Raw genomic sequence first — 18,588 nt, 5'->3', positions numbered from 1 at the left:
AAGGAGTGCCCAATATGAAAAAACGCGGCGATGACACGCTGGAGACACCGATCACCTCCATGATCGACATTGTCTTCCTGCTGATCATTTTTTTCGTTGTCACGGCGTCGGTGGACAAAGACGTGGTGGATGAGTCCATCATCCTCGCCCAGGCCAAAAACGCCCCCGCTGTCGAGCAAAGCGACCCCCGAACAGTGACGGTGAACCTGCGCAAGGACGGCGAGATCAATATCGCGCTGCAGCCCCTGTCCCTTTCCCAGCTCAAGCAGCTGCTGATCTCCATGCGCGCCCAGGCGGGCAATTCCGTGCCTGTACTGATCCGCTGCGATGGCGATACCCAGTTCCGCCATATCGACCGGGTCATGCAGGTCGCGGCCTCCACCGGCCTCTATCGCGTCCGCCTGGCCGCCGAAGCTACCGGCATGTGAGAATTGGCCTCGCAACCGACCACCGAAGATATAATAGAGCAAGATGAGCCTCACAGCACCTCCAGTGAGGCGGAGAAGCAGCTATGAAACGAAAATCCGCAGATCAGCTGGCCGTGCCGATGTCGTCCATGATTGACATCGTCTTCCTGCTGCTGATTTATTTTATCGTCACCGCCCGCGAAGAAATCTCCGAAGCGCATCTGGCGGTGAATCTGCCTTCGCCCGGGGCCGCGAAGACTGACGAGGTCAAGCCGAAAATGCTCGAAATGCAGGTCCACGCCAACAAGCTGTACTTGCAGGGCGCCGAAAAACCCGTGGAAGAGATCGCCTCGACCCTGAAGTATCTCGGCAGCCTTGATCCCGACCAGACCGTCATTATCCAGGTCAGCATGAGCGCGCGGGCGACCGACTTGGTCACCGCCCTGGACCTCTGCCGGGCCGCCGGGCTGGATAAACTCAATGTCATGACGCTGAAATAATGTCGCCGGCAGCCGGCTGGAACCGCACCAGCCAGGAGGCTTCGGCAGAAGGAACGAGCTATGAGTGAAGAACAACAGGTCTTGCTGGATCACGACGCCGCATTGGCCGAATACCAGCATCGGAAAATGGTCGAGAGCATGATGGGGCCCATCATCTCACTGGTCGTCCACGCCCTCATGATGGGATCGCTCATTCTCTTCTATGACGCCGAAGCCAAGGCGCCGATGAGCAGCGTCGAGCTCGAAATGAAGGAACTCGAAGTCAAAGAACTCGATCCCAAAACCATGGAAGAGCTCGAAAAACTCGAGGACATCGCCCAGGAAATGGTCCCCACCGTCGAAAAACCGACCATTTCCACCGACGAGATGGTCGATGTGTCATCCGTGGCCGATTTCAGCGATGCCATGGCCTCCACCGACGACAACATGGACTTCTCCGACGTCCTCAATGTCCGCGCCAATGACTCCCCCTTGAAACTGTCCAGTCTCTACGGCGGCCGCAGCAACGAAGGCCGTCAGAAGACCTTGAAGAAATTTGGCGGGTCGGACGTTACGGAGTCGGCGGTCCTCCGGGCGTTACGCTGGCTCAAAAAGACCCAGAATGCCGATGGCTCCTGGGCGCCGGGCGAAAAAGAGGCCATGACCGGCCTGGGCTTGCTGACCTTCCTGGCTCACGGCGAGACGCCCATGTCCGAAGAATTCGGCCCGACGGTCCAGAAAGCCATGCAGTACTTGGCCGGACAGGTCGATAAGTGGCCTGCCAAGGTTACCGACAAGAAATGGCCCGATACTTTCTCGTATTCCAATGGCATTGTCGCCTATGCGTTGTCCGAGGGCTACGGCCTGACCAAAATACCCTTCCTCAAACCGGCGATGGAAAAGTCTCTAGCCTACGTCGTCGATGGCCAGCTGCGCAATGGCGGCTATTCCTACGGCTATAACCCCGATGGCAAATGGGATATGTCGGTGGCAGGCTGGCAATACCAGGCCATGAAGGCCGGATACGTCGCCGGCGCGGATGTGCCTGGACTCGAAAAGGCCATTGAAAAAGGCCTCGGCTTCATGGAGAAAGTGTCCTTCTCAAAGGTCAACAACCGCTTCGGCTATAATGTCCCCGGAAATGGCAGTGATGGCCTTCAGGGCGCCGGCACCTTCTGCCTGCAGCTCCTTGGCTCCGGCGACAGCTTCGCCGCCAAGGCCGGCGTGAAATTCATCAGCGAAAAATGCACGGTGGTGTGGAACAACCCGAAACGCAAGATAGAGGCCGCCCATGCCAATCCGATCTACGCGTGGTACTACCAGACCCAGGTGATGTTCCATGCCGGCAAAACCAGCTGGAAAAACTGGAACGACGTCTGCGCCCCGCAGATGATCAAATATCAGCACCAAGAGGGTTATTGGGAATGCCCCAATCAAGACAAAGGCAAATTCAGCTGCAATTACGACAAGTGGTACACCACCACCCTGGCGGCACTCAGTCTCCAAGTCTACTACCGCTATTTGCCGACCTATAAAATGCCCAAGGGCATCGCCAAGGCCGATAAGACCACCATGGAAAAACTCGACGACGATCTCGGCCTCGATCTCTGAACATTGCGCCAAAAACCAGACGTTGTTTTCCCACAGCCCATTGTCGCATCACTTGCTACAATGGGCTTTTGTGCAACCGGATCAAAAAGGCGCCACCGCGTAGTCCGTAAGGCACTGCCGATGGCAACATAACGGTATGAAGAGCCCTCTTATCACTGGAAAGGCATCTCAGCAATGACCACAACAGCGTCTCCCTCGGGCCAGCGCCCCCGTCTCGACCTCGGCGGCACCTGGACCATGCGGCATTTTCTCGAAGGCGAAAAAAACATCAACACGCCGGACGAGTTGCTCTGCGCGGCTTTGGAGGGCATTCCGGCGCAGGTCCCCGGCAACGTGGAGATCGACCTGCAGGCCGCTGGCACGATTTCAGACCCCTTCTTCGGCCTGAACAGCACCGGCCTGCGGCCCTACGAATTCCACCAGTACTGGTACGAACGGCACTTCACCACGCCGGCCTTCAGCGACCCCGAGCTGGTATTCGAAGGCCTCGACTGCATCGCCGATGTGTGGCTCAATGGCAAAAAAATCGCCTCGACCGACAACGCGCTCATCCCCCACCGCTTCAGTCTGCGCGGCAAACTCCGCCACGTCGGCGAAGATAACGTGCTGATGGTCTGCCTCAAATCGCCGCTCAACGCCGTCCGCGGCGAGGACATGGAGCCCTGGGAGCGCGCCCACGGCTTCGGCGTCGAACTGCTCCGCCTGCGCAAACCCGCGCATTGTTTCGGCTGGGACATCATGCCGCGCATCGTCTCCGCCGGTATCTGGCGGCCCGTCTACATCGAAGACCGCCCGAAGAATGAGATCGAGGACATCTACATCTTCACCGAGCGCTGTGACGCCGGCAGCGCCGCGTTGCGGGCCGTGGTCAAGACGCGCAATGACGCGCTGGTCATTGAGGGCTTCAAGCTCCGCTTGCGCGGCCGCTGCGGCGATGCGAGTTTCGAGCACTGCCGGCCGCTGCAGTTTGTCTGGGACCAATTCGCGTTTACGGTTTCCAAGCCGAAACTGTGGTGGCCGCACGGCTACGGCGAGGCCAATCTCTACGAGGTCGTGGTCGAATTGCTGCATCACGACGAGGTTGTCGCCAGCAAAACCGTCACCCTCGGCATCCGCACCGTCGAGCTGGATCACACCGAGCTCAACACTCCCGAGCACCCCGGCCGGTTCAACTTCATCGTCAATGGCGTGCCGGTCTTCATCAAGGGCTCGAACTGGGTGCCGGCTGACGCCTTGCACAGCCGCGATGCCGCGCGCATCCCGGCCATCCTCGAACTCTTCCGCGATATGGGCTGCAACATGGCCCGCTGCTGGGGCGGTAATGTCTACGAAGCCAAGGAATTCTACGACATTTGCGACCGCTACGGCATCATGATCTGGCAGGACTTCTCCATGGCCTGCGCCGCCTACCCGCAGGACGAGGGCTTCCTGGCGCGCTTCCGCCGCGAAGCCGAGATCGTAGTCAAAGAACGCCGGCAGCACGCCTGCATTGCCCTCTGGGCCGGCGACAATGAAAACGACAGCGGCTACGTCGGCTGGTGGGGCCTCTACCGCGATCCCGGCCAAAACCGCCTGACGCGCGAGGTGCTTCCCCAAGTCCTGCAGCGCCTCGACCCGCACCGGCCATACCTGCCCAGCTCACCGTTCATCACCCCGTCCATCGTCGCCCTCAAAGGCAATGAACGCATCGGACCCGAACAGCACCTGTGGGGACCGCGCGATTACTACAAGAGTAATTTCTACGCCAATAACAACGCCTGCTTCGCCTCCGAAACCGGCTACCACGGCTGCCCAGCCATCACCTCACTCAAAAAATTCATCTCGCCTGACAAACTTTGGCCCTGGTATGACAACCCCGAATGGGCCATCCACGCTACCGACCCCATCCCCGGCGTCTCCCATATCGACGGCCGCATCAAGATGATGGCCGACCAGACCCTCGAAGTCTTCGGCAAAATCCCCGATAACCTCGATGACTTCGCTTTCGCCTCACAATTCGTCCAGGCCGAAGCTAAAAAATTCTTCGTGGAGAATTTCCGGCTGCGCAAGGGCCGCACAGGCGGTATTCTCTGGTGGAACATGATGGACGGCTGGCCGCAAATTTCCGATGCCATCGTGGACTACTATTTCACCAAGAAACTTGCGTACTATTTCCTCAAGCGGGTCCATAAGGAGCTCTGCGTGATGATGTCCGAGCCTGACAGCTGGCACTGCCAGGTCGTCATCGGCAACGACTCGCAACGCGAGCGCAAGGGCCATTTCACGGTCAAGCGCGGCGAAGACAAAAGCGTGGTCCTGGAAGGCGATTTCACCTCGCCGGCCAACCACAATATCACCGTCGGCCGCATCCGGGCGCCACGCAGCACCCAGGAGCTCTACCTGCTTGAATGGGAAGCCGATGGCGAACGCGGCGCGAACCATTACATTCTCGGTACGCCGCCTTTCGCTCTCGAACAGTGGCAGCGCTGGCTACCCATCATCCGCGACCTCGAGCCCTTCGAGTGGACCTGCAACTGACAACCGCGAAAGAACGACGCCACGCCCCGGCCTTGGCCGGGGCAACAGTGCTCGCAGCGATTTCACCACAGTCCTGAGTCCTTGTCCAGCGCCACGAGGTTACCGCGGCGCACAAACCCATCGGGAGAACCGACGATGATTCCCTTCGCAGAATTCCGGGCGAAAGCCCACTACGACCTGGTCGGCGTCGTGCCGCTCAGTGCCTACGCTGATGTGCCGGCGCAGGAAAATCCGCTGTCCCTGTTCCCCGGCGCCAAATCCGTCGTGGTCCTTGGCCAGCACATTCGTCGCGGGCGTTTCCGGGCTATGGAGGAAGGCTCCCTGTGGACGGGCGTAGCGCGCTGGCTGACCGGCATGGACGGCGTTGTCCGCGCCATCGAACGCGAGGGCTACGAATGCGTGCCCTTCGCACCCGTCGACGCCCCGAAGATGCCGCGCCGCGCCGTCCATATGGACCTGTGCCGGCCGAATTCCTACCGCATTGCGGTGGAGTACGCCGCCGTCGCCGCTGGCCTGGGCGAGATCGGCTACCACGGCATGTTCATGTCCGAGCAATACGGCATTCGGCAGTCCCTCGGTCTTTTGGTTACGGACATGCCCATTGAACCCGGCCCGGGCGTACCGGCTGGCCGCAAGCCCATCTGTGATCTCTGCATGGAATGCGTGAAATGCTGTCCGCTGTCGGCTATTTCGGCGACAGATCGCGGCACGGTGTCCTGCCAGGGCCAGACCATGGCCGTCGGCGCCATCAACGCCTTGTCCTGCCAAGCCTGCCCCAATGGCGTCAGTGGCGACTCCAAGTACTTCGCCGGTGCCGAAGAACTGCATTTCGAGGTCGAGAACAACCAGGTCAAAGGCGAAAGCAGCAGCCGCTTCTTGGGCGGCAGTCTGCCAAACCGCCTGGCGGCTTCCTGCGGCCGGGCCTGCATCGCCCATTTTGAAGCCACGCACGACACGGGCTACCGCCTGCCTTTCCGCATCCGCGAGCCCTGGGGTTTCCGTCCCGATCAAGCGAAGGAGCAATAACATGACACTGACCAGCAAGATGATCAAAGACGCGGCGATTACGCGCGGTGCCGACATCTGCGGCATCGCCAGTATCGACCGCTTTAAAGACTGCCCGCCCGAAACCCACCCGCTGTCACTCTTCCCCGAAGCCAAGTCAGTCATTGTCTATGCCAATCGCATTCTCAAGGGCTGCTACAAAGGCATCCAGGAAGGCACCGACTGGTCCACCTATTGGATCTACGGCTACGGCAGCGGCCTCTACAACTCGCTGGGCTCAGCAGGCGAAGCCATCTCCGCCTTGCTCGAAGACCACGGCTACGAAGCCGTCGCCTCCCCGGGCGGCCATACGCTTCTTGACGAAGCGCCGCCGGCCCGCCAGCCCCTCGCGCCCGGGAAGCTCCCGCCCTGCGTGATGATGCACATGCGCGTCGCCGCCGCCTTCGCCGGCCTCGGCGAAATCGGTTGGTCGAAAGTCTTCCTTACCCCGGAATTCGGCCCCCGCCAGCGCTTCGAAATCCTGCTGACCGACGCCGAGCTGGAGCCCGACCCGCTCTACCGCGAGCAGCTCTGCGATAACTGCAAGGCCTGTGTTCGCCACTGCCCCGGCCACGCCCTCGGCGGCGAGAAAGAAAGCGTTGTCTGCGAGGACCGCGAGTTCTCCTGGGGCCGTGTGAATTGCGGCAAGTGCAAAGTGACGCACTGGGGCCTCAATCCCAAGGCCTCGCCCTTTGTCACCAAGGACCTGCCCGGCATGCAGATGGACATCGATAAAGTGAGCTACGACTGGTACTCGGCATATCGCCTGGGCTTCGCGCTGTCCACCCGCATCGAGTACCTCGGCCTCATTGCCAACGGCAGCGTTGAACATGGCCAGGGCGGCCGCCCCGGTTCCGTCTGCGGCGCCATCGGCTGCGTGCAGGCCTGCAATGACCACCTCGAAAGCCGTAAACGCCTCAAGGGCGGAGTGAAAGGGTGATGACTATGAAATTCCCGAAAGAAACACTCAAACAATGGGCCGCCGAACTGCATTTGGATATGATCGGCGTCGCCGACCCGAAGCATTTCGCCAATGTCGATCCGCAGTGGAACCCGCTGAGCATCCTTCCCAATGCCGGGGCCATCGTGGTCTTCGCCCGTGAAATTCCGCGCAGCTATTTCCGCGGCATGGAAGAAGGCACGGTCTTCATGCGCGTCAACCGCATCCTCGCTCCCACCGACGCCTATGCGCTCTGCCGTCGCTTCGAAGACAATGGCATCCTCGCCGTCCCCAGCTCGCCCCTCGCGCCCGAGCGCTGGCCCGACGGCGTCCCCGCCGGAAACGGTAAGCCCGCGCCCAATGTCACGCCCGACATCCGCGTCGCCGCCCAGCTGGCCGGCCTCGGCGAAATCGGCTACAACGGCGCCTTCCTGACCCCGCGCTTCGGCGCCCGCCAGGCACTGGGCTTACTCTTCTGCGAAGCCGACATCGAGCCCGACGAGCCCTTCCGCAGCGGCCAGGTCTGTGATCGCGAGCACTGCCGCGCCTGCGTGGCGGGCTGCCCGGCCCAGGCTCTCGGCGCCACTGACACCACCATCGCTGTCGGCGACCAGCAGGTCACTGTCGCCTGTTTCAATGACGACGCTTGCCGTTTCTGCGTCAATGGCGCCTACCCAGATACCTCCAGCGCCAGCGCCCCGCCGAACCGCCTCGCCGCCGCTTGTACTCGCGCCTGCATCGCCTGCCTCGAAGACGGCGGCAAAGTCAAGACCGCCTTCAAGGCGCCTTTCCGCCGCCGCGAAGCCTGGGGATACCCCACCTTCCAAGGCTAGTCCGCAAATCCTCCTAGCCGCATTTTTTGGTAATGTGCGAAATCTTGTGATAAAAAGAGAGACTTGACACAAGTAGTTCTGAAGCCTTTCTCAGCGCCGTAGGCGCTTAACCATGCTTAACCCCAGGCTTTAGCCTGGGGTTAAGCATAGTCGTGCCCCTACGGGGCAAATTCATGCATAACCACTTGATAATGAGTCTATTGTCAAAAAGCCTTTCGCAAAAGAAGAGTTTCGGTCACATTGGCGCAAATACAAGTGTTTATCACAAGATTTCGCACATTATCATTTTTCAGAAGTCTTAGCGTCGTCTGCGGGTAGAATTTTCATAAGCTGGTTGATGACTACGGAGGCCCGTGATGCGTGATTGGCGGCCATTGCGTGAGCTGTATCGGCCCGGTCGGGGCGAGATGATCGACCTCGGGCTCTTTTATCGCGGCAGCTATTATCGCGACCACCCGCGCGCCGCGGGCGTCTCCGAGGCGCTCTACCGGATGCGCGCTCTACAGCACATGGCGGCGATGCTGCCATGTGTCGTGCATGACGACGACGAACTCGCCGGCGAGCCGACCTTTCTTCTGCACGCCCTGCCGGCGGGCATCAGCGATGACGATTACCAGCAGGCCCGGGCGGCCCACGCCGCACACCCCAATCGCGATTTTCAGCGCGGCGGCAGCCACCTGGTGATCGACTTCCCCGAGGTGCTCGCGGCGGGCTTTGCCGGCTATCGCCAGCGCGTCGATGCCGAACGCCGCCGCGAACGGCCGGCCAGCGAGAAGGCCTATCTCGAAGCGATGCTGGCTGGCCTGGACGCGATCGAGGTCTTTTTCCGGCGCCATGCCTCGGCGGCGCGCGCGGCAGGCCGCAGCGACCTCGCCGACCGCGTCGATTGGCTGAGCACCAAGCCGCCGCGGGATATGCATGACGCCCTGCAGCTGATTTGGCTGCTGTTCCTCTTCCTGCGCACGGAAGGCCGTGGCGCCAATGGCTTCGGCCGCATCGATCAGTACCTGTGGCCCTTCTACGATGCTAATCGGCGCGACGAGACCTTCGCCCTCTTCTGTCATCTCTGGACCAAGATCGAGTCGCTGCATCAGTCGCCCAACAATCAGTCCAGCGTCACCAATATCGCCATCGGCGGTCTGACGCCGTCGGGCGAAAATGCCGAGAATGAGCTGAGCTACATCGCGCTGGAGGCGACCAGTACGGTGCGCAGCCCGTCGACCAACCTGTCGGCGCGCTTCCACGACGGGTCGTCGGAACGCTACCATCGCGCCTGCGCGCGCTGCATCATGTCCGGCATTGGCTTTCCCGCGATATTCAACGACGAAGTGAACGTGCCGTCGCTCCACGAACTGGGCATACCGCTCGCGGCGGCGCGCGACTACTGCCTGGTGGGCTGCATTGAATCGCATATACCGGGCTGCCAAACCGGCTGGAGCGACGGCTTCAGCTCCAACACCATGCAATGCTTGGAGCGCTCCTGGCAGCGCCTCCCGCGCAGCTACGACGAACTCTGGGACAACTTCCGGGATGAGGTCGAACGCTCCATCCAAACCGCCGTCGATCAGTACAACCAGCAGCTCGCCGACCAGCCGCCGGAACGCGTGCCAGACGTCATTCTCTCGCTCTTCACCCGCGATTGCATCGCCCGCGGCCTGGACGTGAACGCCGGCGGCGCTCTCTATCCGCGCTGGCATGGCCTGGGCATCCGGGGCTTCGCCTCCATGGTCGATTCCCTGGCCGCAATCAAAAAAGTCGTCTTTGAGGACGGCCTCCTGAGCATCGAACAGCTGCAGGAAATCCTGGCCAAGGACTTCGCCGGCTACGAAAACGAACGGCAGCTGCTCCTACGCCGCGCACCGAAATTCGGCAACGACAATCCCTATGTGGACGGCATCGCCCGCGACGTTGCCGGTCTCTATTGCCGGATTGTGCTCGCGCATCACACGATTGACGGCGGGCGCTTTCTGCCGCTGATCGCGTCGAATATCCACAATATCTCGGCGGGCCGCGAAGTCGGCGCCTCGCCGGACGGTCGTTTTGCGCACACGCCGCTGTCTACGGCCTGCTCGCCGTTCTTCGGCAACGACGTCAGCGGCCCGACCGCCTTCTTTGCTTCGGTCGCGGCGCCGGACTTCACTCTTTCCAAGGGCGGCACGGTCGTTAATGCGCGCTTTGATCCGGACGCCTTCGCCGGCGCCGACGGCCTCGACCGCATGGTCGTGTTCACCAAGGCCTTTGTGCGCCGGCGCATCCAGGAAATGCAGTTCAATTTCAATAACAACGCCGAGCTCGAAGACGCACTGCAGCATCCCCGCGAACACGAAAATCTGGTGGTGCGGGTGAGCGGTTTTTCTGCGTATTTTGTGTATCTGGACCCGATGGTCCAACGCGATGTCATTCGCCGTCACGCCCACGGCCACGCCTGAATGGGCGTGGCAAGCATGGCAGACGACCGGCGCCGCGCTGGACCACGCAAAGACAGGAGACTGATTATGGTCAAGGATAAAACCGCACAGGCACTGGTGTTCTGCTCGCCCGCCCGGCAATTTGAACTGCGGCGCTACCCGCTGCTGGAACCCGGGCCTGGCCAGGTCGGCCTCACCCTCTTCCAAAGCGGCATCTGCGGCACCGATATGCATTTTCTGCACGGCACCCTCGCCCTCCCCCCCGGCGAAATTGTCCTCGGCCACGAATTTGTCGGCCGCATTGACACCATTGGCGCCGGCGCCGACTGCGACGCGATCGGCCAGAAGATCAGCTGCGGCGCCCTAGCCATCGTCTGCGTGGCCATACCCTGCGGCGACTGCGCGAACTGCCGACGCGGCGAAACGTCGAGCTGCATGAACTTCGGCGTGACCTACAAGAAAGCGCCAGCCGACGCGCCCCATCTGCACGGCGGTTTCGCCGAGTATCATTTCGCGCCGGCGGCCAATATCGTGCGGCTGCCGGCGGCGGTGGACCCCGTCGCCGTGTCGGCTTTCCCCTGCGTGGGGCCGACCATGATGCGCGCCGCCAAATACAGCGGCGGTTTTCGCGCCGGCGAGTTCGTGGTCGTGCAGGGCACCGGCGCGATGGGGCTCTTTGCCATCGCCGCTGCCGCTGCGGCGGGCTGCCGCGTGGTCGCCGTGGGGTCCATGACCAACAACGAACGCAATGATCTGGCCCGGGCCTTCGGCGTCGAACAGATTTTCGACTACCGCGCCAGCCGTGACGACCGCGTGAAGGCCATCCGTGAGCTCAGCGGCGGCAACGGCGCCGACGTCGTTATCGAAACCAGCGGCACGCCCGACTCCTTCGTGGAAGGACTGGACCTGCTCCGCATCCGCGGCCGCTACCTGGTCCCCGGGCAGTACTCAAACAGCGGCGCTGTCGCGGTCTCGCCGCAGCTGATCACCTTCAAGGCCCTGCAGATCTTCGGCAGCGGCCAATACAACCTGGAAGACGTCAAGGACTACCTCGCTTTCGTCCTCACCCACGCCCGCCTTACGGAGCTTTTTCGCCGCTGCACCGCCGCGCGCTTCACCCTCGATAAGCACGCCGCCGCCTTCGCCGCCGTCGAAGCCGGCCAGGCCATCAAAGCCGTCTTCATCAACCCCGCCGATTCAGGCGCCGGCTGACAACACGCCGTCAAGACCCTATCCGCAGATTCCGCAGATTCCCGCAGGTTTCATGTGCTGAAGATGTCGAAATCACTCCGCGATAGTCTGCGTCATTTGCGGATCAAGGTCGCAGACGCAAGGGCACTCAAAGCTGTAGAACCAGTCGCTGGCGCCTATATTTCTTCCTGGGCCAGCGGAGCCTCGGATGTCGCATCGGCGTTAGTGGGATGGCCGTTTTGGCGGTTAAACACAGATCGCAGGCCGTCAATATGTTCGTATAAATCTGGCCTCACCTGTGCCCACATTGGGTCTAGGATGAAATCGATGCCTTCTCTGCGCGCAAGTTTGGCGGCGGGCACAAAATCGCTATCTCCAGCTACTAGGATGATCTGATCGACTTGGCGTTTATATGACATGGACGCTATGTCCAGACCAATACGCATGTCAACACCTTTTTGAGTGACTTCGTAACGCACATCGTGGTCATTCAGGTCATTTATGGTGATTTTTCCTGCGAGGAGTTGCTTCAACTTCTCGCCCCCAAGAACCCATTGACCACAGCGTTCGTTGAGGTAACCTAGACGTAACGCTACCTTGCGCAGTTTGCGCAGTTCCTCATGAAATGCCAAGCGCCAGCGGGCTACATCAGTTTTTGAATAATCAATAGCAGTGCCAGAGACAGGGTTATGCACTTTATGCTGCAGCGGTTGGCAATCGTAAAAGAAAATCCGGTACAGCGTTCTATCGTCTCGACCATGATCCTGTTTTAGGTGTTGACGTGCCATCCAATGCAGGTTCTTGGCAACAACATCCGGTGTCGCTCTGCCACGCAGAAAGCGATAGCGACGCAGATAAAAGTCTCCATCAACGAGGATCGCAGTAGGCATTACCTTTCCCCCTAATCCCATAGAAAAAAAACCCCTTGGGCTCGGCTGCCCGTCAATTATATACGACGGGAGCGTACTGCCAAGGGATTGCTTTTCTTTGTGTTGGGACACAATATACGCATCCAGGGTTCCCTGTCAAGACAATTTTACGTCCATTCGGGAGGCAAGTGTAACCGGTCAGTGTACACCCCGGCGCTTCGCTGGGACAATTTGCAGGAAACCCACGGCCAGCCGCCGCCCAGCCATCCGACCTTGATTTCCGCCGACCTTTGCGGCAGCGTGTTTCATAGGAGTAACCACCCCGGTGGGGAAAACACCGGGGACAATTTGCAGGAAACCCACGGCCAACCGCCGCCCAACCATTCGACCTTGATTTCCGCCGATCTTTGCGGCAGCGGGTTTCCTAGGATTAATGCTCTTCACGTAGTGTACTGGCAATGGTTGGCGAGGAGTTGATTGGTGACCGTTCGCGTGACCATTCGCCGAGGTTTTGAGCGCCGAAGGCGCGACCTAAGATAGCCCAGGGCAAGCGCCCGCAGGGCGCGTCGCCCTGGGTAAGAGTCCTATCCGAAAGGAGCCCTGTAGGGGCGACCTAAAAAAAACACCGTGCAGGGTGCTTAGGTACAGGAGAGGGAAGACACATCGTTCCATTGCCTCTTCGGCCCCAGTCAGCTTCGCCGACTGGGACCGAAGAGGCCGAGGAACACGAACAATACTGGCGCTCTACCCAGGGCGACGCGCGCCTTCGGCGCCGCTTGCCCTGGGCTTTCTTAGGCCGCGCTTTCAGCGCTTCTGCCGCTTCCCGGCCATAAATGCCGCGATCATAACAGACTGTTTTGCTGAAGCTTAAGGCACTATGAAATTTGTTAAGTGAAGAACATCGGTTTCATAGGAGTGATTGATATTTGTGGCGAACAGACGCTGTCAAGGCGGCAAGCAGTGGCGCGTTGGCAGTGGCTCGCGACCAGACGGCGATAGTCACTCTACCTCGCGTTGCGTGGTGTCATTTGGCGCGTTCGGCCTCGTAGAATTCCTTCCATGCCAGCCATTCGGCGGGGATGTCGGCGTACTTGCGGGTGATGTCCAGCGCTTTGCTGGCAGCGGCGTCAAAGACGTGCTGCATGCTGGTCTTGGCCAGCACGTGTCGGTTGGCATGGGCCAGTCCGGGCAGCGGGTCGGCTGCCGCGGCCCGGTTGCGCGGCGGGAGTCCCCGTTCGTCACCATTGAACAGATCGCGCCAAGAATGCAGCCAGGGCGTCACCAGGGTGTACTCCCGGTCTGGCTCGAGGTCAATGTGAATATCCTTGGTGGTTGGGTCAAAATGTACGGCGAAGCCCGCGCAGTAGATCGCGTCCTCGCTGAAGGGCCGCCCCCGGTCGTGCAGCGGATTGAGGCGGTGCACCCGTGCTGGCTGCTGGAGGTAGGCCAACAAATCCTTACCCGTGACTCGCATCGTTACCAGATAGCGATCAAAGAAATAACCGGCCAGCTGTTCCGCCGTCCACTCGCCCTGCGGAAAAGCCTTCGGTTCCTTGTCAAAAGCACCCACGGGCAGCAAGGCCAGGTCGGCAGCGCTACTGCCGCGGATGAACTCCGCGTACCAGCTGCCCGCATTGTGCCGTTCCAAAGGCGCCGCTAGCGCCGCCACTACCTGCTTTGCATTGGGCATGTGCGCCGCATACTGCTCGGAGATGAACGCCGCGGTTTCGGGACAGGACGGCTGCAATTGCTCGCCGGTAATTAGTTCGCTGGCAAAGCCGACAATGCGCCGCGTTTCGGGATCAATCTCGAGGGTGAGGCGTCCCATATTGCGGCCACTGGCGCCGGCCTGGACCACGATGACGCCCGTCTCGGCGTGAATCTCGCGTACGCGTGCCTCGGCAAGCGCCGTGTGTGAATGCGCGCCGACAATCACGTCGATGTCCGGGAATTCCCGCGCCAGGTCCACGTCGCTTGGGCAGGCCCGCGTGGCCTCGTGCTTCATCCGTTCAAAGCCCAGGTGGGTGACTGCCACTATCAGATCGGCCCTCTGCGCTTGCAGCTCGGCGATCGCCCGGCGGGTTGATTCCCGCGCCTCCAGTACATGAATATAGGGCCGTCCCTTTGGATTCTGGCCGTAGCTGTCAATCGTGATGCCGAAAAATCCCACGCGCAGTCCCGCCAGCTCCTTGATGAGGTAGGGCAGCACATTCGTGGGCAGTGGATGATCCGTGCAACCGAGATTCGCGCCCAGCACCGGCACGGGATAGCGCTCCATCAGTTCGCCCAGCCGCGCGCCGCCGTAGGCCCAGTCGTGGTTGCCGACAATCCACATGTCGTAGCCCATCGTCGCCATCGCGCCATAGATCGCTTCGCCGCGCGTTACCCGACACAGCGCCGAACCGCGGTCAAACCAGTCTCCCGCGTCTATGAATACCGTCGCCGGATGCTCGGCCTTGTACGCCTTCGCATAGCCCGCCAGCGCCGGCAACGGCGCCAAGGACTGATGCAGGTCGTTCGTATGCAGAATACTGATCGTCGGCCCCGCAACAACACCCGCCGAAAAGACTACCAGCAACAACAGATAAAACCGATAAGCCATGCCCATGCGCTGTCCTCCATGTCTGCGATGATCTGCAACCATTGCCAAAAGCCTCAAGACAATAACCGGCAACGCCCCCGAACGCAAGGGCTGCCGCGCCAATGCAGCCAAGGGAGCCCAGAGATCGCGCCGCGCCCACCGACTGCCCGTCGCCTTCATCCGCCACCCTTTTCCGCTAAGGTGCCGTTCACAAATTACGTTTACACATTGCAGTGTAAACGCTCTTTCATGTCATACCTTGTCGCCGGCCAACATTTCCCTGGCCGCGAAGCGGCACGCGCCCTGGAGGGGCGCGTGTCATCGTAGCCCAGGGCAAGCGACGCCGAAGGCGGAGCGCCGCCCTGGGTACAGCGCCTATTGCGCTCGTGTTCCTCGGCCCCTTTGGCCCCAGTCGGCGAAGCTGACTGGGGCCAAAGGGGCAATGGAACCTCACCTTTTTTTGTTTGCGATGTCGCACGCTTTCAGCGTGCCTGGGCATAGCTGTAAATGTAATTATCGAACGCCCCCTAAGGTAGACCTCCGATCACTGGATGCCTGCTATTTGCCGCGCAGGCCCAAGAATACCTTGGCGCGCCGCGAGCGGCACCAGGCCGTGCCCTGCGTCGGCACGACTTTCGCATTTGGGGGTAAAGCTAGCCTCAAAAAGGCACTACAGTCCTTATTTTTCAGGCAGAAATGGGCCAGGATGGACAACATGAACCACCGTTGCGAAGCCGCCCATGTCCTGCGCATCTTCTGCCCCAGCAAACACTTCGCCTCAAATACAATCTGCGTTCATCGGCGATGCGGATGCGGTCATCACCATCCGCCCCGAAGAATATCATGAGTTGAAAAGGACGCTCGCTGACTCGGTGTTGCCGGTTATCACCGCGACTGACGGAGAACTGAAACGGCGCGAAAATAAAAAGCATGTTCTGCTTACTTGGTACGGCATCACCGACCTGCGTGCCGCATTGGGATTTGAACCGACGGACGGACCGGTGTTAGGGGCGGTGCGTACCGGAAACTATACCGATGCCGTCATTCTGGGGTACTCCAATCCTAACAAGACCCAAAATGCCTTTTTCAGTGCATTGCGGGTGGAATGGGAGAGACTGCATGCCGAGCTTTTGGAAACACGCCTCGCGTGTCCCCGAGAGAAAGCGCAGGTAATGGTGGATGCAGTCTGCAACACGGAAACTGGACACGCGCTTTTTCAGGCGTTTCTGCAATCGGCGAAACTCGTGGTTCGCATTCAGATCCTTCCGCAGGTACTGTCTCACCTTAATGATGCGCAGGCAATCTTTGCCGCCGCCGCATCTGCGGTATGCCTCGCCCTGGCTGATCCGTCCGAAGCCCTGCCCGCGCGGCACGAACGGATGTCACTCTGTGTCCATCTGCGTTCATCTGCGGTTCAAATGGCTTTCTGGACAGGCTCTGGCCAGGTTCTCTGCGTTCTTTGTGGTTGGCTGGCCTGCCTTGCGGTTCACCTTGGTTCACAGTCCATACTCGGTACGCGAGATGACGCTGTCCTGCAACTCCTTGTCGAGGGCGTTGAAATATTCGCTGTAGCCGCCGATGCGGACAATGAGGTCGCGGTACGGTTCGGGATTCGCCTGGGCGGCGCGCAGTTCGGCGGCGTCGAGAACCGAGATTTGGGCTTGCATGCCGCCCTGGCTGAAGAAGGAACGGACCAGGCTGGCCATCTTGGCGAGGACGTCCCGGTTGGCGAACAACGATTTCTGGAAGCGCAGGTTGAGCACCGGGGTTCCCGCCGCCAGCCACAGCGGCAATTTGGCAACCGACTTCAGCAGGGCGGTCGGGCCATTGACGTCGTAGCCGGGAACGGCGCCGACCGAGTCCACCAGGGCTTCGCCGGCGCCGCGACCGTCCGGGGTGGCGCCGACCGCGCGCCCGGCCCCGAGGTAGGTGGTGAAAAGGATGCACGAAGCCAGATAGCGACCGCCCCGGGGCGTTTCATGGCGGTAGAGATGTCGCCAGGCGTATTCGATCAACTCCGCGCCGAGATCGTCCACGAAGGCGATGTCATTGCCGAACTTGGGGCACGCACGCAAGCGGCGGCGCAGGTCGTCGCAGCCATGGAAATTGTTCCGCAGTGCGGCTACGAGTTCGGCGGCGGCGACCGACTTGTCCTCGAAAACGGTTTTGCGGATGGCGGCGGTGCCGTCAATGGTGTTGGCGATGCCCTGGTAGGAGACCACCGCCCAGTTGTAGCGGGCGCCGCCCGCCTCGAAGGATTTGCGGTTTTTGACGCAATCCCCGGTGAAAAAAGTGCGGTAGAGCTTGGGGTCGCCTTCGCTGAAGCGGCGTTTGAGGGCGCCGCGGTTAACTGCCACAAAGGCGTCGGTCGCGTAGGCGATTTGGAGTTTCAGCGCCGCCATGAACGCCTCGAACGACGCGAAGTCCGCGAACCTGCCGGTGTGCGGCCCGGCCTGGACATTCGCCACCGGATCGAAGCCGTCGAACATCGCCAATTCCAGGGCTTTGGCCAAGTTGAGCGAACCTTCCAGACTGCCGACATTGGACAGGCCGGCGATCATGGTTTCGGTGCAACCGCCGAAACCGATTTCGCGGGCATCGGCGTCCGACAATCCCAAGTCCATCGATCTAAGGGTTTCCACATAGAGGTCGTCGTTGTACAGCGCCGGTCGGCCGCTTCCCTTGGCCAAAGCCTCGAGCGCCTCGGCCAGGAGGTCGTCCGGAGTGTCCCGGGTTATTCGCAGCGCCACGTTGGGGCGGCGCAATTTGTTGCGGGCGCAGGCGCGAATACATTCGCGGGTGAGTTCGTTGCAGCCATCCTTCCCCGCCGGGGTGTAACCGCCGATCTGGAGGTTCCAGCCGTTCATGGTTTCGAAGTTGCACCAGAACTCGTCGAGCAGCTCCCGCGCGAACGCCACGTCGAGCCGGCCCTCGCGAATGTCCCGCTCGAAAAGCGGACCGAGCGCCTGGTCGAGGCGACCGATGCTGTCGCAACCATCAAGCATCCAGGCGAAATTCACCGCCAGAAAACCTTGATAAAACGTCTCTGACTTCACCAGGAGGCAGTTGGCCACCGCCTCGGCCACGACCGCCAGTTCATCCCGCCGCCGGCCGGACGCGGCGTCCCTCGCCTTGCCGATGGCTTCGAGCGTCCGACGGTGGAACGCCTTCACCCCCTCGACATAGTCTTTCAGCGCCAGGAGAAGATTCCGTTCCGCGGAATCCGCACTTTCCCCCATCGCCCTGACGGCGGCCAGCTCGCCGTCGAGTTCCGCTTCCATGGCCAGGACGCCCTCGCCGACCACCCGGCGGATATCCGGGTTGGCGTGGGTATAGCCGCCGAACCGGACCGTTTTGGATTTCAAGTCGGCGACCATGGCGTCGATGAATGCCGCCCGTTCGGGGAATTGACCTTTTTTTCTCGCCGCCAGCCGCCGGTTGACCATCAGCCCGGAGTCGTGATGGAGGTTGAAGACCATGCTTTCGGCATGCCACGTGTTGTCGCTGGCTCGCGTTTGGCAGAATTCCATCGGTTCGACGGGGATGAGCCAGCGCCCCTCCGGCACCACGATTTCCATGTTTTCGTAGAGCCGTCGCAACGCCCGGCCATAGTTCATCGGCCATGGCAATCCCTCGGCCTCGGCCTCGTAGAACCCCAGCGCCGTCCACTCGCGCATTTCGCGCAGAACATCCATATTCATCGCGCTT

The 18,588-nt window shown here is 60.9% G+C and carries 13 protein-coding genes; 10 read left to right on the top strand and 3 right to left on the bottom strand.

Going from position 1 to position 18,588, the window contains the following annotated elements:
• Positions 1–14: 14 nt before the first annotated feature.
• From J3R75_RS07895 to J3R75_RS07855, 9 genes are all read left to right on the top strand, one after another.
• Complete coding sequence (locus J3R75_RS07895) at positions 15–428, top strand: ExbD/TolR family protein (RefSeq protein ID WP_307260962.1); 414 nt, start codon at positions 15–17, stop codon at positions 426–428.
• A gap of 83 nt (positions 429–511) precedes the next feature.
• Complete coding sequence (locus J3R75_RS07890) at positions 512–907, top strand: ExbD/TolR family protein (RefSeq protein ID WP_307260961.1); 396 nt, start codon at positions 512–514, stop codon at positions 905–907.
• Between the two features lie 60 nt (positions 908–967).
• Positions 968–2,497, top strand: a complete 1,530-nt coding sequence (locus tag J3R75_RS07885; protein WP_307260960.1) for a prenyltransferase/squalene oxidase repeat-containing protein — start codon at positions 968–970, stop codon at positions 2,495–2,497.
• Positions 2,498–2,671: 174 nt separating this feature from the next.
• Positions 2,672–5,014, top strand: a complete 2,343-nt coding sequence (locus J3R75_RS07880) for a glycoside hydrolase family 2 protein (protein WP_307260959.1) — start codon at positions 2,672–2,674, stop codon at positions 5,012–5,014.
• 135 nt (positions 5,015–5,149) lie between these two features.
• Entirely contained in the window at positions 5,150–6,040 is an 891-nt protein-coding gene (locus J3R75_RS07875) for a hypothetical protein (RefSeq protein ID WP_307260958.1), read from the top strand.
• A 1-nt stretch (position 6,041) separates the two neighbouring features.
• Entirely contained in the window at positions 6,042–6,998 is a 957-nt protein-coding gene (locus J3R75_RS07870) for a hypothetical protein (RefSeq protein ID WP_307260957.1), read from the top strand.
• 5 nt (positions 6,999–7,003) lie between these two features.
• Complete coding sequence (locus J3R75_RS07865) at positions 7,004–7,831, top strand: hypothetical protein (RefSeq protein ID WP_307260955.1); 828 nt, start codon at positions 7,004–7,006, stop codon at positions 7,829–7,831.
• 356 nt (positions 7,832–8,187) lie between these two features.
• Entirely contained in the window at positions 8,188–10,260 is a 2,073-nt protein-coding gene (locus tag J3R75_RS07860; RefSeq protein WP_307260953.1) for a pyruvate formate lyase family protein, read from the top strand.
• 66 nt (positions 10,261–10,326) lie between these two features.
• Positions 10,327–11,451: a zinc-binding dehydrogenase gene (locus J3R75_RS07855; RefSeq protein ID WP_307260952.1), complete on the top strand. Its 1,125-nt coding sequence runs from the start codon at positions 10,327–10,329 to the stop codon at positions 11,449–11,451.
• Positions 11,452–11,606: 155 nt separating this feature from the next.
• On the opposite strand, the gene J3R75_RS07850 is transcribed toward J3R75_RS07855, so the two are convergent.
• Positions 11,607–12,320, bottom strand: coding sequence for an NYN domain-containing protein (locus J3R75_RS07850; RefSeq protein ID WP_307260951.1), 714 nt, complete (start codon positions 12,318–12,320; stop codon positions 11,607–11,609).
• Between the two features lie 180 nt (positions 12,321–12,500).
• On the opposite strand from J3R75_RS07850, the gene J3R75_RS07845 reads away from it, so the two are divergent.
• The gene (locus J3R75_RS07845) at positions 12,501–12,776 is read left to right on the top strand and encodes a hypothetical protein (RefSeq protein ID WP_307260950.1); all 276 of its coding nucleotides are present in this window, start codon (positions 12,501–12,503) and stop codon (positions 12,774–12,776) included.
• A gap of 547 nt (positions 12,777–13,323) precedes the next feature.
• Here the strand turns inward: J3R75_RS07845 and J3R75_RS07840 are convergent.
• Both J3R75_RS07840 and J3R75_RS07835 read right to left on the bottom strand, forming a co-directional pair.
• Entirely contained in the window at positions 13,324–14,907 is a 1,584-nt protein-coding gene (locus J3R75_RS07840; RefSeq protein WP_307260948.1) for a bifunctional metallophosphatase/5'-nucleotidase, read from the bottom strand.
• A 1,469-nt stretch (positions 14,908–16,376) separates the two neighbouring features.
• Positions 16,377–18,581 carry a pyruvate formate lyase family protein gene (locus J3R75_RS07835; RefSeq protein ID WP_307260947.1) on the bottom strand — a complete coding sequence of 735 codons (2,205 nt, stop codon included), beginning with the start codon at positions 18,579–18,581 and terminating at the stop codon, positions 16,377–16,379.
• Positions 18,582–18,588: the final 7 nt, after the last annotated feature.

It is taken from the genome of Oligosphaera ethanolica, assembly GCF_030814695.1.
GTDB lineage: Bacteria > Verrucomicrobiota > Lentisphaeria > Oligosphaerales > Oligosphaeraceae > Oligosphaera > Oligosphaera ethanolica.
Note: the sequence above shows the minus strand (reverse complement) of the source record. Positions and strands in the feature narration are given on the sequence as shown.